20 protein-coding genes are annotated in these 23063 nt (G+C 69.7%); 11 read left to right on the top strand and 9 right to left on the bottom strand.

Features of this window, described 5'->3' with window-relative positions; genetic code table 11:
* The first annotated feature begins 37 nt into the window (after positions 1-37).
* The 8 genes from AB1L88_RS24945 (at position 38) to AB1L88_RS24980 (ending at position 7281) form a co-directional block, all read left to right on the top strand.
* Positions 38-304, top strand: coding sequence for a flagellar biosynthetic protein FliQ (locus AB1L88_RS24945; protein WP_367099424.1), 267 nt, complete (start codon positions 38-40; stop codon positions 302-304).
* Between the two features lie 94 nt (positions 305-398).
* A complete protein-coding gene (locus AB1L88_RS24950) occupies positions 399-1184 on the top strand; it encodes a flagellar biosynthetic protein FliR (RefSeq protein WP_367099425.1) in 786 nt (261 codons plus the stop codon).
* 73 nt (positions 1185-1257) lie between these two features.
* Positions 1258-2055, top strand: coding sequence for an EscU/YscU/HrcU family type III secretion system export apparatus switch protein (locus tag AB1L88_RS24955; RefSeq protein ID WP_367099426.1), 798 nt, complete (start codon positions 1258-1260; stop codon positions 2053-2055).
* A gap of 313 nt (positions 2056-2368) precedes the next feature.
* On the top strand, positions 2369-2782 hold the full coding sequence (locus AB1L88_RS24960) for a hypothetical protein (protein ID WP_367099427.1): 414 nt from the start codon (positions 2369-2371) through the stop codon (positions 2780-2782).
* Positions 2783-2880: 98 nt separating this feature from the next.
* Complete coding sequence (locus AB1L88_RS24965) at positions 2881-3288, top strand: hypothetical protein (protein ID WP_367099428.1); 408 nt, start codon at positions 2881-2883, stop codon at positions 3286-3288.
* Positions 3289-3424: 136 nt separating this feature from the next.
* Positions 3425-4066, top strand: coding sequence for an MT-A70 family methyltransferase (locus AB1L88_RS24970; RefSeq protein ID WP_367099429.1), 642 nt, complete (start codon positions 3425-3427; stop codon positions 4064-4066).
* Positions 4067-4480: 414 nt separating this feature from the next.
* Positions 4481-6055 carry a 2-isopropylmalate synthase gene (locus AB1L88_RS24975; RefSeq protein WP_367099430.1) on the top strand — a complete coding sequence of 525 codons (1575 nt, stop codon included), beginning with the start codon at positions 4481-4483 and terminating at the stop codon, positions 6053-6055.
* Between the two features lie 110 nt (positions 6056-6165).
* A complete protein-coding gene (locus tag AB1L88_RS24980; protein ID WP_367099431.1) occupies positions 6166-7281 on the top strand; it encodes an esterase-like activity of phytase family protein in 1116 nt (371 codons plus the stop codon).
* A 186-nt stretch (positions 7282-7467) separates the two neighbouring features.
* Here AB1L88_RS24980 and AB1L88_RS24985 read toward each other — a convergent pair whose 3' ends face one another.
* From AB1L88_RS24985 to AB1L88_RS25000, 4 genes are all read right to left on the bottom strand, one after another.
* Positions 7468-8244 carry a FliA/WhiG family RNA polymerase sigma factor gene (locus tag AB1L88_RS24985; protein WP_367099432.1) on the bottom strand — a complete coding sequence of 259 codons (777 nt, stop codon included), beginning with the start codon at positions 8242-8244 and terminating at the stop codon, positions 7468-7470.
* Between the two features lie 429 nt (positions 8245-8673).
* Positions 8674-9612, bottom strand: a complete 939-nt coding sequence (locus AB1L88_RS24990) for a P-loop NTPase (protein ID WP_367099433.1) — start codon at positions 9610-9612, stop codon at positions 8674-8676.
* Positions 9613-9761: 149 nt separating this feature from the next.
* Positions 9762-10928, bottom strand: a complete 1167-nt coding sequence (locus tag AB1L88_RS24995; protein ID WP_367099434.1) for a flagellar GTP-binding protein — start codon at positions 10926-10928, stop codon at positions 9762-9764.
* A gap of 494 nt (positions 10929-11422) precedes the next feature.
* The gene (locus tag AB1L88_RS25000) at positions 11423-13792 is read right to left on the bottom strand and encodes a flagellar biosynthesis protein FlhA (protein ID WP_367099435.1); all 2370 of its coding nucleotides are present in this window, start codon (positions 13790-13792) and stop codon (positions 11423-11425) included.
* Between the two features lie 562 nt (positions 13793-14354).
* Here AB1L88_RS25000 and AB1L88_RS25005 point away from each other — a divergent pair.
* The 3 genes from AB1L88_RS25005 to AB1L88_RS25015 all read left to right on the top strand — a co-directional run bounded on the left by AB1L88_RS25005 (position 14355) and on the right by AB1L88_RS25015 (position 18073).
* On the top strand, positions 14355-14972 hold the full coding sequence (locus AB1L88_RS25005; protein WP_367099436.1) for a hypothetical protein: 618 nt from the start codon (positions 14355-14357) through the stop codon (positions 14970-14972).
* A gap of 90 nt (positions 14973-15062) precedes the next feature.
* Complete coding sequence (locus AB1L88_RS25010; RefSeq protein ID WP_367099437.1) at positions 15063-16814, top strand: SPFH domain-containing protein; 1752 nt, start codon at positions 15063-15065, stop codon at positions 16812-16814.
* A gap of 515 nt (positions 16815-17329) precedes the next feature.
* Positions 17330-18073, top strand: coding sequence for a hypothetical protein (locus AB1L88_RS25015; protein WP_367099438.1), 744 nt, complete (start codon positions 17330-17332; stop codon positions 18071-18073).
* 105 nt (positions 18074-18178) lie between these two features.
* Here AB1L88_RS25015 and AB1L88_RS25020 read toward each other — a convergent pair whose 3' ends face one another.
* From AB1L88_RS25020 to AB1L88_RS25040, 5 genes are all read right to left on the bottom strand, one after another.
* Positions 18179-18502, bottom strand: coding sequence for a hypothetical protein (locus AB1L88_RS25020; protein WP_367099439.1), 324 nt, complete (start codon positions 18500-18502; stop codon positions 18179-18181).
* Positions 18503-18892: 390 nt separating this feature from the next.
* Positions 18893-19909: a DUF1559 domain-containing protein gene (locus AB1L88_RS25025; RefSeq protein WP_367099440.1), complete on the bottom strand. Its 1017-nt coding sequence runs from the start codon at positions 19907-19909 to the stop codon at positions 18893-18895.
* 224 nt (positions 19910-20133) lie between these two features.
* Complete coding sequence (locus AB1L88_RS25030) at positions 20134-20595, bottom strand: hypothetical protein (RefSeq protein WP_367099441.1); 462 nt, start codon at positions 20593-20595, stop codon at positions 20134-20136.
* A gap of 506 nt (positions 20596-21101) precedes the next feature.
* On the bottom strand, positions 21102-21464 hold the full coding sequence (locus AB1L88_RS25035; protein WP_367099442.1) for a hypothetical protein: 363 nt from the start codon (positions 21462-21464) through the stop codon (positions 21102-21104).
* Positions 21465-21586: 122 nt separating this feature from the next.
* Complete coding sequence (locus tag AB1L88_RS25040; protein ID WP_367099443.1) at positions 21587-21844, bottom strand: hypothetical protein; 258 nt, start codon at positions 21842-21844, stop codon at positions 21587-21589.
* Between the last annotated feature and the right edge of the window lie 1219 nt (positions 21845-23063).

Consider the following 23063-nt stretch of genomic DNA (forward strand, 5'->3'; position numbering starts at 1 on the left):
GCTCGGGGATCAAGGGACGAAGCGGAGGGACTCCGTCATGGACGATTCGGTGCTGCTGGGTGTCACTCGAGAAGCCTTGCGCGTGGCCGTCCTGCTCGCGGCCGGCCCTCTGGGGGTGGCGCTGGTCGTCGGCGTTCTGGCGGCGATGGGCCAGGCCATGACCCAGATGAACGAGCCGACGGTCGGCCTGGTCGCCCGGCTCGGCGGGGTCGCCCTCGTCTCGGTCCTCCTGCTCCCCTGGCTCCTGGCCCGCTGGCTCGACTTCGCCTCGCTGGCCTTCGGCGGCTTCCCCGACCTGCTCTGATCGGTTCGGCCGGCTCCCCCTTGCCCGTCGCACGCTCCCCTGGCGCCTGCTCGCCTCCCCTTCGTTCGCTGGTCCTTTTTGTCCTGAGATTCCCATGCCCGACCTCTTGCACGACATGATCGGCGGGCCGTCGGCGTTCGTGCTGGTCCTCGCCCGATCGAGCGGCCTGATCTGGGGCCTCGCCTGGATGGCGGGGGCCTCCGGGGCAGGGGCCCGCACCCGGCTCGCGGCGGCCGTGCTGATCGCCTCGGCCGTCTTGCCGATGGTCGGGCCCGGCATCACCCCGCCCGACGATTCGTTCGCCCTGGGCGGCTCGGTCCTCATCGAGGTCGCGCTCGGGGCCGTGCTGGGGGTCGGGGCCGGCCTCATCGTCGCCTCGGCGCGGCTGGCGGGCGAGGTGATCGGCCTGCAAGCGGGCCTCTCGGCCGCCTCGTCCCTCACCCCCGGTTCGGTCGAAGGCATGGAGACGCCGCTCGCCACCTTCTTCGGCCTGATCGCCCTGGCCACCTTCGCCGCCATCGACGGGCCGATCCGCCTGACGATCGCCCTGGCCGACAGCTACGCCCTCGGGCTCCCTGCCCCCGAGGGGCCGACCCCCGCGATCGCCGCCGGGGTCGAGGCCGAGACGGCTCGCGCCGTCTTCCTCGCCGTCGGCCAGGCCCTCGGCCTGGCGCTCTGGCTGGCCGCCCCGGTGGCCGTGTCGTTGCTGGTGGCCCAGCTCGCCGTCGGCGTGCTCATCCGAGGCGCCCCCGCGCTGTCGGGCTTCACCACCTGGCTCTCGGTCCGCGTGACCATCGGCCTGATCCTCCTGCTGATCGGCCTCTCCTGGGCCCTCTCCGGGCTCGCCTCGTCCTGGCTCGCGTTCTTGCCCGGCGTCTAGCCGGGGCATCCGGGCCTGCGGCTCCGACCTGTTGGGATGTGTGTCGGTCTTGATCTGATGGAAGGGGTGTTTCATGTCCGAGGATCGCACGCTCGAGCCGTCCCCCCGGCGGCTCCGCGAGGCTCGCGAGCGAGGCATGGTGCCCCACAGCCCCGAGCTGACGGCCAGCGTCGGCATCCTGGCCGCCGCCGCGGCCCTCGGCGTCTCGGGGCCATCGCTGGTCGACGGCCTGCTCGACCTGCTCCAGGGGGCCTTGACTGGCGATGCCCCCGCCCTCGCCGCCAATCCTCGCCTGCTCGCCGGGTACGTCCGATCGGCCCTCGCCGCCGTCGCCTTCCCGATGCTGGGGGTGCTCGTCGCCCCGGTCCTGGCCTCGGTCCTGGCGCACCAGCTCCAGCTCGGCGGCCTGTTCGCCCCGTCGCTCGCGCTGCCCGACCCGGCCCGGCTTCGCCCCGGGGCGCGAGGCGGCTCGCCCGTCGATCGCCTCGGCCGCGCCCTGGGGACCCTCCTGCGGGCCGCCGTGCTCATCGCCCTGACCTGGGCCCTGATCCGATCATCCCTCGGCCGGTTCGAACCCCCGATCGCCGCCGCCTCGGCCGACCGTTCGGCCATGCTCCGATCCCTCGCTCTTGCCCTGCACGGCACCCTCTTGCAGCTCGGCCTGGCCATGCTCGCCCTCGGCCTGGCCCACTACGCGATCCAGTCCCATCGGCTCCGCGCCCGACTCCGGATGACCCCCGACGAGCGCCGCGAGGAGCAACGCGAGCACGACGGCGACCCCTCCCTCCGCTCCCGCCGCCGCGCCGCCCGCGATCGCCGCCTCGCCCCGATCGACGCCCCCTCCGCCCCCTCGTCCGCCGAGGCCATCTGACGCACGCTGCCCTCGCCCCCCCGTCTTCGGGGGAGCGGGCGGCCGCCAGGCCGGCCGAGGGGGACTCCGGCCGGGTCGCCGGGCGTTGCGGCCTCGCCCGGGCCCCCTTCGCCCCGCGTCCCCCCCTCGATCCGCCTCCCCGGGGTCCTCGCCGGCAGCTTGAGCGGCCCGGGATCAACCCCCATAATTGACAAAGACGCGTCCGGTGCGTCTCGACCCGGTCGCCGGCCGATGGGCGCCTCACCGCGGGCAAACGCCCCGGCGAACGTCGATCCCTGAGCCGAGCGGGAACAGAAGCAAAGGGGGCCTGGGCATGCTCCGCTGGCCGTTCCGAATCCTGGCCGGGGTCCTCGTGCTGACGACCGTCTGCCCGATCCTCCTGCCGCTGGCCCTCCTGATCGGCTACCCCTCCCTGGTCGTCATCGGACTCGGGTACGCGGTCCTCGGGGCCACCGGGCGTCTCGAACGGCCCGCCGAGGTCGCGGCCGTCTGGGCCGCCTACCTGGGCCTGTTCCTGACCCTGCAAGGGATCGTCATCTGCTTCGATACCGCCCTGGCCGGCGCACCCCCCACCGCCGGGGAGAAACGCTTCGGCACCCGGCTCGCCTACCTCGGCGGCGGGATCGCGGGCGTCTCCGCCCTCCTCGCGTATGGGATCGACCTGCGGCATCGGGCGGACGGCACGAAATCCCCGGACGAGACGCCGCTCGACAACGAGTGGGCCTGATCGGACCGCTTCGCCCGGCTCCCCCGGGTCGACACCCCGGTCCGGACGCCGGATGACGTGTGCTCGGAGGATCTCGCGACCATCACGGAGTCATCGCCATGTCTCGCGACCAGGTCGAATCGCTCCTCTACGGCGGGGAGTCGCCCCGGAACCGCACCGCCTTCCTGCAATATCTCCGGGACGTCCAGCGCGGCAAGTCGCTGCTCCAGCTCAAGGCCGTCGCCGCCGCGATGACCCCCGAAATCCGCCAGAGCTGGTCGGCGCGCTCCTTCACCCCCGTCCAGACCTCCGACGGTGCCTTCGACGAGGTCGTCTGCAATATCTCGTATCACTTTCATAAGCATGGCCAGAAGTACGGCACCATCCGGAAGATGACCGACGAGGCCCTGCATTACTTCGCGCTGCACCGCCATCAGGCACAGGCCCGGAAGACCGACGGCCTGCTCGCCCTGCCCAACGGCAGCCTGTATGAGCCGGGGGGACGCATCGTCACGTTCGTCGGCTAGCCCGGCGGCTCGGCCGCGATCGGCGAGGCAACGGCCCGGAGGCCGAGGCCCCCGGCACGGTCGCCAGCGGTGGGGTAGACTGTCACGTCGCGAATCAGAGTCAAGCCAACGGGACCGGCCCCGGGGTGATCGGCGGATGGAGACGGAAACAGGGTGTCGGGATCTGATCGGGTTTGCGGGGGCGACTCGGTTCCGGACGGTCCTGGCCGACCCTCCCTGGCAGTTCCAGAACCGGACCGGCAAGGTCGCCCCCGAGCATCGCCGCCTGAATCGCTACGAGACGATGACCCTCGACGCGATCGCCGCCCTGCCCGTCGAGCAGGTGGTCGACGAGCCGGCACATCTCTATCTCTGGGTGCCCAACGCCCTCCTGCCCGACGGCCTCCGGGTGATGCAATCGTGGGGGTTCCGCTACAAGGCCAACCTCGTCTGGCACAAGGTCCGCAAGGACGGCGGCAGCGACGGCCGCGGCGTCGGCTTCTACTTCCGCAACGTCACCGAGCTGCTCCTCTTCGGCGTCCGCGGCCGACACGCCCGCACCCGGGAGGCCGGGCGACGGCAGGTCAACCTGTTCGCCTCGCGCAAGCAGGAGCACAGCCGGAAGCCCGACGAGCAGTACGCCATCATCGAGGCCTGCTCGGCCGGCCCCTACCTCGAACTGTTCGCCAGGGGGACCCGCCCCGGCTGGTCGGGCTGGGGGTTGCAAGCGGTCGACGGCTACGAGCCCACCTGGCCCACCTACGCCGACCATTCCGGATCGCGCGGCAGGCTCGGCTGATTCCTCTGGAATTTTTTTCTGTTGACGATCGCAGACGATCGCCCGTACGATCAGGACACGTGGCGATGGGATGCCAGATGATTGGCGTCGCCCACGTCTTTTTTCTTGATGCAATCACGAGCCGATCGACGTGATCCTGATGCCGACGCCCTCGAACCTCCTGCTGCTGGGCCTCCGACCGAGCCTGGCACTCAGCCTGTTGCTTACGGGCCGGGTGGGGGTGTAGGGAGCGTCGTCGGTACGAGTCGCACAGGACACGAGACTCGACGGAGCCCCGAGACCCACCCGGCCGGTGGATCTCGGGGCTTTTTTTGTTTGCGTTCCGACCCTGCCTTGCACTCGGTTCGATCGACCCCGCCGGCCGTTGATCGTTTCAGAACCCTTCGAGCACGACGAGAGAGGATAGGCCCCCCTATGGCCGACGACGCACGCATCCGGATCTTCGACACCACGCTCCGCGACGGCGAGCAATCCCCCGGCGCGAGCATGACCCACGCCGAGAAGCTCGAACTGGCCCGGGCGCTGGCCGACCTGGGGGTCGACGTCATCGAGGCCGGGTTCCCGATCGCCTCGGTCGGCGACTTCGAGGCCGTGCGGGCCATCGCCACCGAGGTGGCCGGACCGACCATCTGCGCCCTCGCCCGCTGCAACGACCGCGACATCGACCGCGCCTGGGAGGCCATCCAGTTCGCCCAGAAGGGCCGCATCCACGTCTTCCTCGCCACCTCGGCCATCCACCGCGAGCACAAGCTGCGGATGACCCCCGACCAGATCATCGACCGGGCCGTCGCCGGGGTGAGGCGCGCCGCCGGCTACTGCCCCGACGTCGAGTTCAGCCCCGAGGACGCCGCCCGGACCGAGATCGACTTCCTCTGCGCCGTGGTCGAGGCCGCCATCGACGCCGGGGCGACCACCGTCAACATCCCCGACACCGTCGGCTACGCCACCCCCGTCCAGTTCGCTCGGGTCATCCGGACCCTCAAGGAACGCGTGCCGAACATCGAGAAGGCCGTCATCAGCGTCCACTGCCACGACGACCTGGGCATGGCCGTCGCCAACAGCCTCGCCGGGGTCGAGGCCGGCGCCCGACAGGTCGAGTGCACGATCAACGGCATCGGCGAGCGTGCCGGCAACGCCGCGCTCGAGGAGATCGTCATGGCCCTGCGGACCCGCAACGATTTCTACGGCGTCGACACCGGCGTGAAGTCCGAGCGCCTCTTCCCGACCAGCCGATTGCTGACCACCATCACCGGCCTCGCCATCCAGCGCAACAAGGCGATCGTCGGCCGCAACGCCTTCGCCCACGAGTCCGGCATCCATCAGGACGGGATGCTGAAGGAACGCTCGACGTATGAGATCATGAAGCCCGAGGAGGTCGGCGTGCCCAAGACCGACCTGGTCCTCGGCAAGCACTCGGGCCGCCACGCCCTGAAGGACCGCGCCGTCGAGCTGGGCTTCCACCTCACCGAGGAGCAGCTCAACGCCGTCTTCGACGACTTCAAGGCCCTGGCCGACAAGAAGAAGGAGGTCTACGACGAGGACCTCGCCGTCCTCATCGAGAAGCAGATCGGCGACGACGTGCCCAAGGCCTGGGAGCTGATCAGCGTGCAGACGACCACCGGCACCAACACCCTGCCCACGGCGACCGTCTGCATCCGCAACCCCGCCGGCGAGATCGTCCAGGACGCCGCCATCGGCGCCGGGCCGGTCGACGCCATCTTCAAGGCCGTCGAGCGCGTGACCGGCGTCCGCGCCTCCTTGCACGACTTCGCCATCCGCAGCGTCTCCCGCGGCAAGGACGCCCAGGGCGAGGTCACCCTCGAACTCGCCGTCGAGAGCGACGCCCACGACTTCCGCGGCCGCGCCGCCTCGACCGACATCATCGAGGCCAGCGCCCTGGCCTACATCAACGCCGTCAACGCCATCGCCTCCCGCCGCCAGCGCGGCCGCGTCCGCGAGGTCGCCGGCCGCCCCGGCGCGGGGGCCTGACGCCCGCCGCTTCGGGGTGAAGGCAAGGACACCCGGGAGGGGCACGGGCGCACCATCGCTCGTGTCCCCATCCGCCTGACAATCAGCACCAGACCATCGAGCTGTCATCCATGAGACGCGACCTTGTTGCCCTCGCCTTGCTCCTCGTCCTTGCGGGGCCGGTCGGCGCTTCCCCGGTCAACGACGCGCCGATCGTCTCCGAGGTCACCTTCCTCGGCCAGGCGACGCTCCCCGGCAACGCCACCGTCGACGGGACACGCGTCGGCGGGCTGTCAGGAATCGCCTTCGACCGGGCGAAGGGGACCTATCTCGCCATCTCCGACGACAAGGGGGCGCCGGGGATGCCCGCCCCGCGGGCCTATCGCCTGGCGATCGACCTGGACGACGGCCGACTCAAGCCCGGCGGCGTGCGCCTGGAAGGGGTCCTGGAACTGACCCGGGCCGACGGCTCCCGGGTGCCGGAAGGCTCCGTCGACGCCGAAGGCATCGCGCTCGGCCCCTCCGGAGACATCGTCATCAGTGCCGAGGGGATGCCGAACGCCTCCCCTCCCGTCCCGCCGTCGGTCGATCGGTTCGACGGGGCGACCGGCCGCTACCGCCGCAGCATGGACGTGCCGACCGCCTATCTGCCCGGGGCGGACCCGAAGCGAGGCGTGCGCAGCAACCTCGCGTTCGAGTCCCTGACCATCATCCCCGGCGGCCGATTCCTCGACACCGCGACCGAGAACGCCCTCCACCAGGACGGCCCCGCCGCCGGCGTCGAGCACGGTTCCCCCTGCCGGATCCTCCGCTTCGACGCCGATTCCGGCGCACCGACCGCCGAATACGTCTATGAAGCCGACCCCATCGCCGGCAAGAACGGCGCGAAGGTCGCCGGCCTGGTCGAACTCCTGGCGATCGACGAATCCCGATGGCTCGCCCTGGAACGGTCCTTCTCGACCGGCTCGGGGTTCACCGTCCGCCTCTACGAGGCGTCCAACGCCGGGGCGACCAACATCCTCGGCGCCCCCTCGATCGCATCCCTGGCCGACCTCGTCCCGGTCCGCAAGCGCCTCCTGCTCGACCTGGGGACCCTCGAAGGCTTCCTCCCGACCAACCTGGAGGCCATGGCCTTCGGGCCCGACCTGGCCGACGGCCGGAAGCTCCTCATCCTCATGGCCGATAATCAGTTGATGGCCTTCTTCCCCTCGCAATTCGTGGCGCTCGGCCTGACGATCGCCCCGTAATCAGCCGAGCATTCGTCCCGCCAGCGCCAACACACAGGCCCCATGCAACGCTCAAGAGGTGAGCATCGCACGGGGCCTGCGGGAAGGATGCGATGAGTGCACGACCGATGGGGGCCGCCGGGATCCGGAGGCCGCATCGGCCGGGATTCTGCCTGAGGTCCCCTGAGGGAACCCGCCGACGAATGATCAGGTACCGAACTCGGGGCGGCGGCCGTTCAGCTGCGACTGGAGCCGCTGGATGATCGACGAATGCATCTGAGAGACCCGCGACTCCGACAGGTCGAGCGTCGCGCCAATTTCCTTCATCGTCAGTTCTTCATAGTAATACAGGATAATAATCAGGCGTTCGTTCCGGTTCAGCCCCTTGGTCACCATGCGCATCAGGTCCTTGCGCTGCAGGCGGCCGGTGGGGTCCTCACCTTTCTTGTCTTCCAGGATGTCGATTTCGCGGACGTCTTTATAGCTGTCGGTCTCGTACCACTTCTTGTTCAGCGAGATGAGGCCGACGGCGTTGGCGTCCAGGGCCATCTTCTCGTATTCGGCCATGCTCAGGCCGAGCTTCTCGGCAAGCTCGCGGTCGGTGGGGGGGCGGCCGTGTTCGGCCTCGAGCGCCTTGCGGGCCTCCTCCATCTTGGTCGCCTTGGCCCGGACGAGCCGCGGCACCCAGTCCATCGTGCGCAGCTCGTCGAGCATCGCGCCGCGGATGCGAGGGACGCAGTAGGTTTCGAACTTGACGCCCCGGGTCAGGTCGAAGGCGTCGATGGCGTCCATCAGGCCGAACACGCCGGCCGAGATCAGGTCGTCGAGATCGACCCCCTCGGGCAGACGCTGCCAGATACGCTCGGCGTTGTACTTGACCAGCGGCAGATAGCGCTCAACGAGCCGGTTCCGCAGGTCGGTGGTCGGGTGTTCCTTGAATTGTCGCCAGAGTTCAGCGACATCCACGTCCACCTTGGCTGTCATCCTTGACCTCCGTCGGGGGTCTGCGGAGAGGCCCGGGCGCCGTCCTGGCCGCCGGGGTCAACCCGCCTGGTCCACCCCGCCACTGCGGGGCGTCGGGGCGGGAGGTGCGTCCGGACCCAATCGTGAGGGGATCAGCGGGTCGCGACCGGCCCAGGGGCGAGGGGAAGTCCGTGCCGGAGGGGTGTCACGCCCCCCGACCCGTCCCGCTCCCCACCTCGCGAGCCAACCGCCCGCAGATCACTTCACTCCTCCGATCCAGTCCGAACGATCCGCTCTCACGCTCTTTATCGGACAACCGGACGAACCGGCTTGAACCTCTCACTCAATTCTTTTTTTGGCAAGATCGCTTTCGCGAAATTCCGCCGGTGAGACCCCGGGAAGGCTCGGCGACCCGCCTGAACCGACCCAGACTCGCCGACGGGGCTCGACTCAGCGAACCGCCATCTTGGGCGACTTGCGGCCGGTCAGGGCCGACAGCAAGCCGGGACGTTGGGGGGCCAGTCCGAGGGCCTCGTCGGCCTCGGCGGCCAGGGCGCGGGCCAGTCGCTTGATGCAGCGAGAGGCTTCGCAACCCGGGGCATCGAGCAAAAACGGTCGGCGACGGCGCACGGCCGTCGGCACCTTCGGGTCGAACCGGACGAAGCCGGGGCCGATCGGCCGCACGGCGGCTCCCAGGAACGACCGGCAGGCCGACGCCAATCGGTCGAGCGCCTCGATCGCCTCGGCGCTCGACCGGGCCTGGCCGATCACCGATCGGATCGGCGGGCCGCCGCCGGGCCGGCGTCGCAGCCGGGCGACCACCGCCTGGGCATCGGCCAGTGCGGTCGGCTCCGGGGAGGCGACCACCACGACCTGATCCACCACGTCGGCCAGGGCCGAGCCGCTCGGCCCCAGGCCCGAGCCGCCGTCGATCAGGATGAAGTCTGCTTCGGTTTCCCGCGAAATCTCCGGCAATTCGGCCGCCAGGCGATCGCGGGCGCGGTCCACCGCCTCGTCCCCGGCCCTCGCGGCGTGCACGCCGGAGAGGAACCGGATCGACTCCGGGCCGTCCACGATCGTCCCGGCCAGCGGCCGGTCGTCGCCCATCGCGTCGCCGAGGTCGCGGTCGAGCGCCAGGCCGCAGAGCAGATCCAGGTTCGCCAGGCCCGCGTCGGCGTCGATCAAAACCACCCGCCGGCCCATCGCCCCCAGCGCCACGGCCAGGTTCAGGGTCAGGTTCGAGGTGCCGACCCCCCCCTTGCCGCTGGTGATCATCAGGGTCCTCGCCCTGTGCGGCGGCGCCGGCAAGGCGGCCTGATCGGCCCGGAGGCCCGGGGGCGTCGCGCGGTTCTTGAACAGCGAGCGGAGACCATCAGCTTGATCCGACATGAGCGATCCCTCGGACGGTGGGTTCAGTTCGGGGTGAGTCGTGCTTCCGATCGGTCGGGAACTCGGATTCGGGAAGCCGGACGGGACGGGCGGCGACGGCGACGGAGGCGGCGACGGCGGCTTCCGCGGCCGCGTGTTCGGTCCTGTGATCATCCGAAGACGGCCTCCTGCCCCAGGATCAACGCGGCCAGGCGGTCGCGGTCGGCCCCTTCGATGTCGTCGGGCACCCCCTGGCCGGTCGTCAGGTAGCTGACCGGCCGGCCGGCCCGGGAGACGACCCCGAGCAGCGCCCCGAGGCGGTCCGCCTCGTCGAGCTTCGTCAGAATCAGGCGGTCGAAGCCGAGCGGCCCGAACCGTTCGACGACCGCGTGGAGGCTCTTTTCGCCGGAGACGGCAGAAAGGACAAGGTGGATTTCGTCGGGACGGGCCATTGCGAGGAAATCGGCCAGCTCCCGGATCTTCACCTCGTCGCGCGGCGAGCGCCCCGCCGTGTCGATCAAGGCCAGATCGACCGAACCGAGGTCCGAAAGCGCCCCCAAAATCCGATCCGGCGTGTCGGCCACGGCCAGCGGCAGGTCGAGGATCTCGGCATACGTCCGCAGTTGCTCGACCGCGGCGATCCGGTACGTATCCACCGTCACCAGCCCCACCCGCAGGCCGAGCGTCAATTTCGCGTTCGCGGCCAGCTTGGCCACGGTCGTCGTCTTGCCCACCCCCGTCGGCCCGACCAGGGCGACCACCCGCCGCGCCCCCGGCACCCCCGCGATCGGCGGGGCGACCGACAGGTTCAGGGCGACCGCCCGCCTGAGGGCATCGGCCAGCGCCTCCGGCCGGTGGACCTCGTCCGGCTCGACCGAATCGGCCACCAGCCGGGCCAGCCGCCTGGCCATCGGCTCGGGCACGTCCAGGTCGAGCAGGTGGGCGTAGGTCGTCGCCAGCCAGGCCGGCACGTCGATTAACAGGTGCTCAATGCGTCCCGCCTTGCTCAGTTCAGCCACCGATTCGTGCAGGCGGCCGAGCCGATCATCGAGCTTCGGCCGGCCCGGCACGGGCGCCGGCTCCTCCCCGTCCCCGCCGATCGCCCCCGTCCCGACCCGGCCCGCCCCGGGCAGGTCGACCCTCGGCCGATCCGCGTGACGCCCCGCCGGCGCCGCCGTCACCTCGACCAGCTCCCGATCCCCCCGGCCGAGCAGCCGGCGCCGCCTCACCTCCCGGGTCCCCAGGATCACCGCCGAACCGCCCAGGTCGCGGCGGACCCTCGACAGGGCCTCCTTCAGCGTACCGGCGCGATAGGTGCGGGCAGTGGTCGGGGACATGGTCCGGGATCCCTTTCAGGGGAAAACACTCGCATCGAGCGACGAACGAAAAGAAGGAAAACGAAACGCCTAACCGACGATGAACCTCAGGAGCCTCCCACCTCCTCCCCACGTTTGAAAAACCCTCGGCCGCGTGCCCGTATCGAGTCGCCTGGCCCTCCCAACCCTCGCCCCCTTCGGGGGAGAGGGTGGCCGCAGGCCGGGTGAGGGGGCCTTCGACTCGAACGCCACGCCTCGCGATCCGAACCCAGACCCCTCACCCCGGCCCTCTCCCCGCGAGCGGGGAGAGGGGGACAGAAGCGGTTCGGCGTTTCGTAGCGAGCGAGGGATCTCGACCCTCGCCCCCTTTCGAGGGAGCGGGTGGCCAAAGGCCGACTGCGTGTTTCCGCCCTCTCCCAACCCTCGCCCCCACCGAGGGAGAAGGTGGCCGCAGGCCGGGTGAGGGGGGCATTGCTCAGCCGCGCCGCAACGCCCCTTCAACAACCGTTCGCGGGTCACGGCCGATGACCTCCCGACCACGAGTCCGTTGACCTTGCCTCGTCCGAAGGCACGGAGCCGGACCCCGCTCCCGACCCCGACCCCGACCCCGCCCGGGGGCCGATCGCCACGTGAGGCCCCCGAAGGATGGGGCTGGAACTGGTCGAATGGGTCAGCATCGATTCCGGCGGCGCCGCGGCCTGCTCGGCCGGGCTTTCCGCCTGCTCGACCACCGTGCCGATCATCTCGATCGGCGTGTCCCGGGGCACCTCGCGGCGGCTGAGCACCACCAGCCGGGGCAGGTCGGCCCGGGTCAGATCCTTGAGCACCGGACGCGACTCGGCCGAGCAGAGGATCACCGGATGGACCCCGCCGGCCACCGCCGCGGCCACCCCGTCGGCCACCGCCCGCACCACCCCCCGGGCGGCGTCGTCCCCCAGGGCCTCGGCCGGGCGGTCGTTCTCCCGGGCGGCCCGCGAAAGCCGGGCGTCGAGCGCGCCATCCACCGTCACGACCCTTAGGCGCCCGTCGAGCCCGAGGTATTGCTGCGTGATCCGCCGGCCGAGGGCGCGGCGGACGCACTCGGTCAATTCGTCGATGTCCCGGGTCCGGCCCGCGTGCTCGGCCAGGGCTTCGAGGATCGTCTCCAGATCCCGGACGCTCACCCGTTCTCGCAGGAGATTCTGCAGGACCCGCTGCACCTCCCCGGCCCGGAGCATCCCCGGCACGACCTCGATCACCAGCGCCGGCGACGTCTCCCGCGCCCGGTCGAGCAGCCGCCCGACCTGTTCGTGCGTCATCAGCTCGTCGGCGTGCCTCGTCACGATCTCGCCGAAGTGTTCGGCGATCGAGGCCGACGGCTCGATGATCCGGCACCCGGAGCGCTCCGCCGCGTCCCGGCCGTCGCTGTGGATCCAGACGGCCGGCCGGCCCGTCGCCGGGTCGATCCCGTCTCTCCCGTGCACCTGGGGGCCGGTCAGGCCGGCGGGGGGCACGGCGAGCAACCGGCCCACGAACGCCGTCCCTTGCCCCACGACGACCCCCCGGATCTTGATCCGATAGTCGTTCGGCGTCAGCCCCATCTCGTCCCGAATCCGCACCTGCGGCACGATCAGGCCCAGCTCCCGGGCGACCCGGTGCCGCACGTGCCGAATCCGGTCGAGCAGGTCGCCCCCCCGGGTCGGGTCGGCCAGGGCGATCAGCCGGAAGCCGATCTCCAGCTCCAGCGGGTCGACGTGCAGGAGGTCTTCCATCCGTTCGCTCGGCCCTTCCACCACCGTTGCGCTGCCCTCGGCCTCCCGCATGGGCATCGCCTCGGCCGCTCGCGATTCCGGAGCGGCCCGGCCCGGCATCGGTCCCGCGACCGCCCCCGGCACTTCGGGAGCGTGCTCCTCCTCACTTCGGGATCGGGCGACGACGAACGCCCCGGCCCCCAGGGCCGACGCGATCGTCAGCAAGGGGACCATCGGCAGCTCGGTGAAGGCCAGCAGCCCCAGCGTCCCCGACGACACCGCCAGCACCTCCGGCCGCCCGAGCAGCTGGCCGACCACGTCCTGCCCCAGATCCGTCTCGCCCGACGACCGCGTGACGATCAGGCCGGCGGCCAGCGAGGTCAGGAAGGCCGGCACCTGCGCCACCAGGCCGTCGCCGATGGTCAATTTCGTGAACACGTCCACGGCCTCCATCGGCGCCATCCCCGACCGGATCACGCCGATCGCCAGCCCGCCGACGATGTTGATGACCGTGATGACGAGGCCCGCCACGGCGTCCCCCCGCACGAACTTCCCGGCGCCGTCCATGCTGGCGAAGAAGTCGGCCTGGCGCTGCACCTCGGCCCGGCGTCGGGCGGCCTCGCTCGCGTCGATCGCCCCGGCGTGCAGGTCGGCGTCGATCGCCATCTGCTTGCCGGGCATGCCGTCGAGCATGAACCGCGCCGCCACCTCGCCGATCCGCCCGGCCCCCTTCGTGATCACGAGGAACTGGATCGCGACCAGGATCAAAAAGATCACCGCCCCGACGATCACCTCGTCCCCGGCCACGAACCGGCCGAACGCCTGGATCACCCCCCCCGCGGCGTCGAGGCCGTGCTCGCCCCCGCGGGTCAGGATCAACCGGGTCGTCGCCACGTTCAAGACGAGCCGAGACAGGGCCGTCGTCAGCAGGATCGTCGGGAAGGCGCTGAATTCGAGCGGCGACCGCACCGAGAGCGTCGTCAGCAAGACGAGCACCGCCAGCGCGATGTTGCCGGCCAGCAGCAGGTCGAGCGCCCCCGGCGGCAACGGGACGATCAGCACGAACAGGGCGCCGACGATCGCCACCGGCAAGGCCGCGTCGGTCAGGGCCGATCGGCCGATCGAGCTCTTGCGAGGCGGGGCGGTCGCAGGCATCCCTCTCTCCGTTCCCGAATCCACACCGAACCGAACCAGACGGTCCCGAACCGATCCGATCATCCCTCCCCCATCCCCGGCACGCCCCGCGCAAACCGCGATCGCCCCGCGTCTCGCCCCCTCGGGGCGGTCGCGTGTGGCGATCCCCGAGGCAAGGAAGGCGGGCGGCGGGCCGTCTCGGCGGCGAAGTCTCCTGGGGGCGGGTGGCCTGGCCGGATGGGTGCGGGGACGATACAACGCCCCGCCCCGACTGTCCAGAGCGGTTACGCGTTTCGGGCGGCTCGACCCCCTATGTTTTCCCGAATTCGGGATCGCCCCCCCCCTCCGAAAACCCCCCGAGACCCTGCCGGCCGGTTGCCCCCGCGCCGGGATGTTCGGAGACTGCGACGCATCGGGCGATTGTGTCGGCTATGCTTGGGAGATCGCCTGGGTCGATTCCCGAGGTGGCGGAAGCCGAGCAAGTTGCGAAAGATCCGACCGCTCGCGGCGAAGATCCTTCCCAGCTCACCGTTGATGCGACCAGGGAACCCTCGGCGTCTTGATCCGTTTGGGAGCGAGGACGATGAACACCTTTTTCCTCTTCTGTGCGATCGTCGGCGGCACGATCCTCACGCTTCAATTGCTGCTGACCCTGCTCGGCGTCGGCGGCGACCTCGGCGGCGAGGGGCTGGATCTGCCCGACTTGCCCGACGGCGACAGCCCGGAGTCGACCGTCGGCCACGACGCCGGCGGCTTCTCCGACATCGCCCGGCGCATCACCTTCCAGGGCGTCGTGTCGTTCATCACCTTCTTCGGGGTCGGCGGCCTGGCGGCGCAGGGCTCGGGCGTCTCGACGCTCGGCAGCCTCGCCTCGGCGTCGGTCCTCGGCACCCTCGCCACGGCGGTGCTCGCCTTCGCCTTCGCCGGCGTGCGGAAGCTCCAGGGCAGCGGCTCGCTGAGCATGGCCAACGCCGTCGGCTCGGTCGGCCGGGTCTACCTCAAGGTCCCGGGCGACAACAGCGGCGTCGGCAAGGTGTTCGTCACCGTCCAGGGGCGATCCGAGGAGGTCCGCGCCGTCACCTCCGGCCCCGAGCTGCGCCCCGGAGAGGCCGTCGTCGTCGTCCACGCCGTCGACGACCGCACGCTCGAAGTCGTTTCCCAATCGGCCTATGTGGCCAAGACCGTCTCGCTCGCCGACTGATCGATCGACGGCCGGCGTGCCCGCGACCGATCCGCCGCCGACGCCTCGTTGATGTGTTCCGACTGGCAACCTTGACCCGGGGACGTGTCCATGATGACGCTGCCGACTCCAATCCTCATCGCCCAGGGAGACCTGGGCGCGAACCTCGAAGCGAACAACTGGTGGATCGTCGGGTTCATCATCTTCGCGATCGCCCTGTTCAGCATCGTCACGACGGCGCTCCGGTGCTACAAGCGGTGCCCCTCCAACAAGATCCTGGTCAAGTGGGGCGCCGGCTCGGGCAAGCAGGCCGCCAAGTGCGTCCAGGGCGGCGGCGAGCTGGTCTTCCCGATCTTCCAGGACTACGACTACCTCAGCCTCGAACCGATCCAGATCGAGATCCCGCTCCGCGGCGCGTTGTCGTTCGAGAACATCCGGGTCAACGTGCCGAGCGTCTTCACCGTGGCCATCGGCTCCGACCCCCAGGTGCAGCAGAACGCGGCCATCCGCCTGCTCGGCCTGAGCCGGGAGCAGGTCAGCAGCCAGGCCAGCGACATCATCTTCGGCCAGCTCCGCCAGGTCATCGCCTCGATGACGATCGAGGACATCAACCGCGACCGCGAGAAGTTCCTCGAGAACATCCAGCTCTCCCTCGAACCCGAGCTGAACAAGATCGGCCTGGTCCTGATCAACGTCAACATCACCGACCTGACCGATGACTCCGGCTACATCGAGGCCATCGGTCGCAAGGCCGCCAGCACGGCCGTCAACCAGGCCGAGATCGACGTCGCCGAGCAGCAGAAGAAGGGCTCGATCGGCGTCGCCAAGGCCCAGCAGGAGCAGGCCGTCGAGGTCGCCAACGCCGACAAGTTCCGCGAGATCGGCACCAAGACCGCCGAACGCGACCGCACCCTCGAGGTCGCCGAGCTGAGCCGGGCCCAGCAGGTCGGCGTCGAGACCGCCCGCTTCCAGCAGCAGGCCAGCGTCAAGCAGGCCGAGCGCGACATGCGCGTCCAGCTCGCCGACGCCGACGCCCAGGCCATCTCCGGCGAGAACTCGGCCAAGGCCAAGGTCGCCGCCAGCAACGCCGAGCTGAACGTCAAGCAGGCCGAGGCCTACCAGATCGGCGAGACCCGCAAGCGAGAGGCCGAGGCCGCCGTCGCCGAGGCCCAGTACCGCGCCCAGGCCAAGGCCGCCCTCGCCGAGGCCGAGAAGGTCGAGGCCGAGCAACGTGCCAAGCTCGAGGCCCAGGCCAAGGCCGAGAAGGCCCGGATCATCGTCGACGCCGAGGCCGCCGCCGAGCGCCGACGCCTCGAGGCCCGCGCCGAGGCCGACGCCATCTTCGCCCAGCTCGAGGCCGAGGCCCGCGGCCAGTACGAGCAGCTCGCCAAGAAGGCCGAAGGCCTCAAGGCCATCGTCGACGCCTGCGGAGGTCCCCAGGCCGCCTTCCAGATGCTCATGCTCGAACACCTCGACAAGCTCTCCGAGACCGCCGCCCAGGCCATCTCGAACATCAAGTTCGACAAGGTCGTCGTCTGGGATGGCGGCGCCAACGGCCACAACGGCGACGGCTCGGGCACCGGGGCCACCGCCGGGTTCCTCCGCAACATGGCCCACACCCTGCCCCCGATGCTCCAGATCATGCAGGAGATCGGCGGCGTGAAGATGCCCGACTACTTCGGCCAGGTCGTCAACAACGACTCCGACCGCCCCGCCGAGGCCGGCTCCGCCAACGGCACCGCCCCCGAACCCGCCGGCGCGGGCTCCTCCGCCTCGTCCTCCTCCTCGGGGCCCGACCCCAAGTCCAACCGCCCCGGCCAAGGACAGAAATCTTCGGGAGGCAACCGGCCGTCGAAGGGGTGACCCCGGGCCGCCCCCGGCCCCGCCCCTCCCACCTCGCCCCGCCACTTCCATCCCGGGGGCCCTTCGCTCCCCCCCGAGCGACGGGCCCCCGGCCCATTTCCCACCAGAACTGGCCACCCGCCGCCGACCAGTCGACCCCCCGGCCGCCCTCTCCCCGCGGCAACCGAGACGCCCCGTCCCCCCCGCCTCGACGTCTTCATCAAACCGAGGCGACCCCCCCGCCCCTGGAATTCTGGCGCGATTTTTGCAGCGAGGGTGGGTGTCGCACGGATCGACGCAAGATCGCACCCAATAGCGACGCAAGATCGCCCCCAAGAGCATTGACAGTGGGCTGCCGACTTGAGGAAGATTGTGCGATATTTTTGTGAAAATGATTCCCGGGTAACCCGCCGCGAGTCCTGCAGGGCGAAAGACTCGGCGGCTCACGACGATGCCGCCCCCGTCGTTGAAACACATTGGGAACAAGATTTCTTGATTATCATATGAAAGTGTCGATATGTTCGCGAGCGACGTTCGTGTGGCTGGCGGCGATCGTGGTCGCCCTGACGCTGATCTCCGCCCTCATCCAGTACCTGGCGCTGGGGCTGGGGCACGGTCGCCTGCTCGGGTTCTCGGACCTGTTCGACGTGGGCCTTGACGCGAACGTGCCGACCTGGTGGTCGTCGCTGGCCCTGACGCTCTGCTCGCTGCTCATGGTCGTCATCGGCGCCGAGCACCGCCGCCGGGGCGACCGCTCGGCACGGTTCTGGTGGTTCCTGGCCCTGGTCGTCTGCCTGCTCTCGATCGACGAGACGGCCGCCATCCACGAGCGTGTGGGCAACCACCTGAGCATGAAGCTCCAGCAATGGGCACTCGGCTCCGCCTCCTGGGGGGGGGCGATCTGGGTCTATGCCTACATCCTCCCCGGGATCCTGCTGGCGATCGTCTCGCTCCGGTTCTATCTCCGCCTGCCGTCTCGGACGCGATGGCTCTTCGCCTTGGGGGGCGGCGCCCTCGTGGCCGGTGGGGTCGTGTGCGAGATCCTCGCCCACCATGTCCTCCGGCCCTCCCTCGGCGAGGTCGGCTACCAGGTGATGACACTCCTCGAAGAGTTCCTGGAGATGATCGGCGTGGCCATCGTCGCCTACGCCCTGCTCGACTACATCCGCCTGGAGTTCGGCCGACTCACCCTGACGATCGACTTCAACCACGCCTCCGAACCTCACCCCAACCGCAACGCCAGCCACGATCGCCAGATGGCAACCCTGCCCCGTTCCTGATCCGGCCGCAGGCCGTCCGCCCCGGCCCCGCCCCGAATCCACCGCCTCGCGGCCAACGTCCCGCCCAGGATGCGACGAGACCGGGACCGGGGCCGTCCCCCTGTCTCACCAATCCCGCTCGTCCAACCAGTCCTCATCGAACTCGAAGCCGCAGAGGCCCACCACCCGGCCGATCTGCTCGGCGATCTCCTCGCGCTCGATCGTATTGATCCAGCCCTCGTCGTCCAGTTCGTTGAACCGATCGATGCAGTCCCCGACCGCGTCGCGCGCCTCGTCCTCGTCGATCTCCGGCCCGGCCGCGAGCAGGGCGTCGATCAACTGCCTCATGCTCGCCTCGGACGCCTCGACCCGGTCGGACGCGACCGCCCCGTCCCACCCCTTGAAGAACCGCCCCTCGCGGAGCCGCTGCAACGCCGCCCGATCCGCCATCGCTGCACCCTCGCCCACGCCAACCGCCTCGCCGCCTCACGCCCCGGCTCGGCGGACCGTCCTGCCAAATCCCGGCGTGATCACACTAGAAAGCCACACATTCTTCGCCATGCCCACTCCCTCGTGGCCATGCCCTCGCGTGCCCCCATTCCACCTCGTCACCACACGTCAACACAACGAGAGGAGATGCACGGGAGCCGGCAAATCCTCCGGCGCTTGCACGGTTTCCCCCCTCCCCCGTGCCGGGGGAGAGGGTGGCCGCAGGCCGGGCGAGGGGGCACCCTGCCCGGACGCCACGCCTTACGATCCGGCCGCTGACCCCTCTCCCCGCCAATCGCGGGGCGAGGGGGCCAGGACCGGTACCGTCAGCGTCACCGGCGGATGCTCCGCTTAGAACTGGTCCGCGCTGACGATCTCGCCGCCGCGCGTCGTGGACAACGCCCGGAACGTCGGGATGGCGATCGTGTCCTTGATGAACCGGACGCTGCCGTCGGCCATCGCGGCATTCACGCCGCCGGGGTGCTCGCTCCGGGCGAAGTTCACCCGAGGCAATTCGGTCGTCGGGCCCGTGCACGGCGGGTTATTCTGGAACGGGTAGATGCAGTACGAGTTACTCTCGGTCACGTCCGGGTAGCTCGTGTTCGGCGGCATCAGGCCCGAGAAGACCGCCGCGCTGCTCCACCACGAGAACCCGCGCAGGTCATACGGCGCGCTGTACGCCCCGCCGCCCGACCCGGTCCCCACGATGACCTCCGAGACCAGCAGCGTGTTGGTCGTCCCGTCGTTGATGGTATTGATCCCGTAGACCCTGCGCCCGCCCGTGCCGGTGCCGGGTGCGAAGAGGTCCGAGAACGGCGCCCCGCCGAACTGAACGGGTGTGCCGGGATAAATCGCGTTGTCATACGTCGCCCGCTGGTCCGTCACGGTGTTGCCGTAGTTGACGACGTAGTTCTGCGACGTGGTGGCGAACTTCTGCCCATTGAGCGTCGGGCCGATGTTCGTCAGGTTCTCAGCCTGCCCGTCGCTCGGGCAGAGGTACGCCTTGACCCGGGTCGACGAGACCGTCGCGTTCAGCGGGCCGGCGTAGCGGAACGTGGCCGTCGTGTCGTACGACCGGCCGCCGAAGTTCCAGGCATTGTACAACGCCTGCTGCTCCACATAGGGCAGCGTGTACAGGATCCAGGTCCCCCAGCAGCACGAATTCGCGCCGGCGGGGAACACCTGATGCGTGTCGTGATAATTATGCATCCCCAGGCCAATCTGCTTCAGATTGTTGGTGCACTGGGCGCGACGGGCCGCCTCGCGGGCGCTCTGGACGGCGGGCAGCAGCAAGGCAATCAGGACGCCGATGATAGCGATCACCACCAGCAATTCGATCAACGTGAACCCACGACGGGAACGTGGCATGGTCGATACCTCCCAAGAATTGGGACTGTGAAATCGAACCGATCGAGATAGGACAGGGAAAACAAAGGAGAGGAAGTCCGAACGACGCGGGCGACGGCCCCGGACGATCCGATCGGCGCGAAGCCGACCCGGAACCGGGGGCCCGATCCCCCTCGGCCGGGCTCAGTGCATCCCTCCCGCATCGCGTACGCATGCACGGGCGGCCAACCCGAAGATCCCGGCCGTCAGCCTCCTCCACCCCCGGACTTGGCCAGGGTAAATTCGAACCGGTTGTCCCCCCCGGCCGTCACGTTGGCCTGCAGCACCGTGTTGCCGCTGTACGTCGAGGGGATGGCCTCCTCGGCCGGCACCGGAGGCATCCCGGGCCCGAACTCGCCCAGATCCTCCACCGGCTTCTCCTCGGAACCCTCGCCCGAGGAGATGATCACCTTGTACTGGCCCGGGACCAGCCCCTGGGCCCTCGGGATGTCGTACGCGCCGTTGGCGATCGTCGTCCCACCCTGCGTCGGCGTGTTGGGATCCTCCGGGACGAAGGTGATGATCCCCGTCTCCAGCGGTTGGCCGTTCAGGGTCACCGTCCCCGACACCCCTTCGCGAGGCAGACCGTCTCCACCACAACCGATCAGGTGGACGCTCAACACCAGCGCAAAACCCGCGGTCGCCGTCATTCGCACGCTTGTGCGCATGTGTCAATGTCCTCTTCGTGTTGCCAAAAAACGAGAGGTCGGCACTCCAGTCCTTCAGGCCAGAACGGCCCGGACGGAAACTGGTCTGTCAAAAGTGTGGATCAAGAAATCCTTCGAAGCATCGATCAGAATTGTCACGTTAGCACGCTCCCTCCTTCGGCACAAGATTCTCTTCGACTTGCCGCATTATTTTTCCCGATTCATGCCGATGGATCATGCACTCCGATTCCATAATCTCTTCGGCCGTTTCCGCTTGCACCGGTCACGCCCGCGCCGCGGCCGATCCCTCGCCACACGAACGCTCCGCCGCCCCTGGCGCCCGAGCCGGCCTTCACACTCTCGACACACTCGCAACCGCCGGTACCCGCCTCATCAGGCGGCACCGCCCCTCCCTCGCGACTCCTCCTCCGCGAGCCCGGTCAGGACCCCTTCCCCCTGCCTCGGCCCGTCGACGGCGCGCCCGAGACCGCCGAGGCCATGGGCGCGGTGCCGAGGCCCGCGCGTTTTCATGTCATGAAGACGGCGGCCCCGCACACGGCGCAGATGCCGTTCTTGACGTTGGAGCGGGCCCCGACCCCGCAGGCGCCGCACCCCCCCGACTGGCAGAGGCCCCAGCCGGGCCCGAGCGATCCGCCGTAGTGCGACGGGTCGGGAGACGCCACGGCCTCGATCCTCCAGGGCCCCCACCGTTCGGGTTCGCCGCCGTCGGACTCCAGGTCGCTCGACGCGACGCCCAGAAAGAACCTGCTGCGGCAGAAGGCCGACTCCTCCGGGAAGGGACAGCGTGCCTCGAAGACGTCGCGGAGCACGGCGACGAGTTCCTCGACCGGCAGCCGGCGCAGTTCTTCGGCGAGTTCCCGTCGATCCATGGGCCGGTCCTCCCGCCGCCTCTCGCCCCGGCCCCGCCGACCCGCCCGCCTGGGGAACGCCCCGGCCCACCGGCACGCGCCGCGGCGGCCCCGGTCCGCCGCGGCGCGAGGCGAGGCGCCGATCAATGGTGCCAAACCGGCTCGGCCGCGGCAACGAGGAACTCGGCCGGGACGGTGACGACCTCGGGCCGCCGCCCGCCCGGCCCGCCCTCCGACGTGCGGACGCCACGCGGATCGCCGAACCAAACGGCGACGTGACCTTCGGAGACGTTGCGATCGCCCGCGACGCCCACGACGACGGCCAGGAGGCCGTCGAGTTCGACCAGATCGCCTCGCCTCCAGCTCGACATCGGCACGCCCCGAGGAATCAGCCGCCTCACACAACCAAGCTCGGCGGACCACCCCGTCGAGAACCGCCCTGATGGTACCAGGAGCCGCCTCGGCGCCCGGGTCCGCAGCGGCGCGACGGAACCCCCACCCCTACCACGGCCCGTCCACGGTGCGCTCCTGACATCAGAGGCCATGAGCGCGGTGAGGCGGTCGGTCGGCCGCCCCTCTGGGTGCCACTGGCTCTGCCAGTGCCGGGCCGGACCGGAGCACTGGCAGAGCCAGTGGCACCCTACGCCGTTAACCATTATGGGCAAGTCCGCCATCAAGCGACGTAAGCCCTGATTTGACAGTTGTTTGCTGAAGAAATTGATCCAGGCTTCCGGGTTTGCCTCATTTCCCGGTTTCGCCTTCGTTCACAGGACGAGCGGAAACCTCAGCATATCTCTGGGAGAACTGGGAAAAACGGGTCATCTGGTGTGAGGGAATTCGCATCCAAGGTTAACGGCGTAGAGTGGCACCCAGACATCAGCACCCATCACCCGCCAGTGCCACCCCGCCGAGTTGTCCGGGCCACCCCGCGACCTAACGAATGAGCGGCGGGCCGTATCGGATGAATGAGGCCGGCCCCCGGGCCGTGACCTCGGAGAGTCGAGTGCATCCGACGGCGATTCTCGATGCGACTGCCCCCGGCGAAGGAGCTGAGCCACTGCCCGAAGAATCTTCCGCCTCCCGCTTGACCCACCCCCGGCTTCATCGTCGTTAATGCTCAGCGGAACGGCCCGCCGAGGGAATCCTTGATGATACCAGAATGCTCGATGGCGGGCCGGGTCCGCTGCAGAGCGAGGTTAGGCGGCGGTCGCCAACCACTCCTTCGGGCCATCTATGGAGAAGGACGCGAACGATGTGGTTTGTCCCGTCCGTCCCGTCCCGGTAGAGGGTGATTCCACAGTCCTGACGAAGGCTATAAGTGATCCCGAACTCCTTGACCGGGCCTCCTCCGACGGTGGGCTCGGGCCGGTGCCGGCCCAATCCGAGTGCCTGCCAGACCTCTTGCTCTGTCATCCCGGGCCGAAGCCGGTCCAACCGGCCGGGGAGTTGTCGGACGATAGAGAGAGGCACGTCCCGATCATGAACGCGTCGGTACGAGAACCAGCCCAGCAATGCCAGGGCGAGCGTGAGTGCCAGGACATCGAGACGATGCCAGATCGCCCGCCCGGACGGCGAAGGGTATCCAGGCAATCCATCGTCGGAGAGTCGTTCCATGGGAAG

This window comes from Tautonia sp. JC769 (assembly GCF_040717455.1).
Taxonomy (GTDB): Bacteria; Planctomycetota; Planctomycetia; order Isosphaerales; family Isosphaeraceae; genus Tautonia.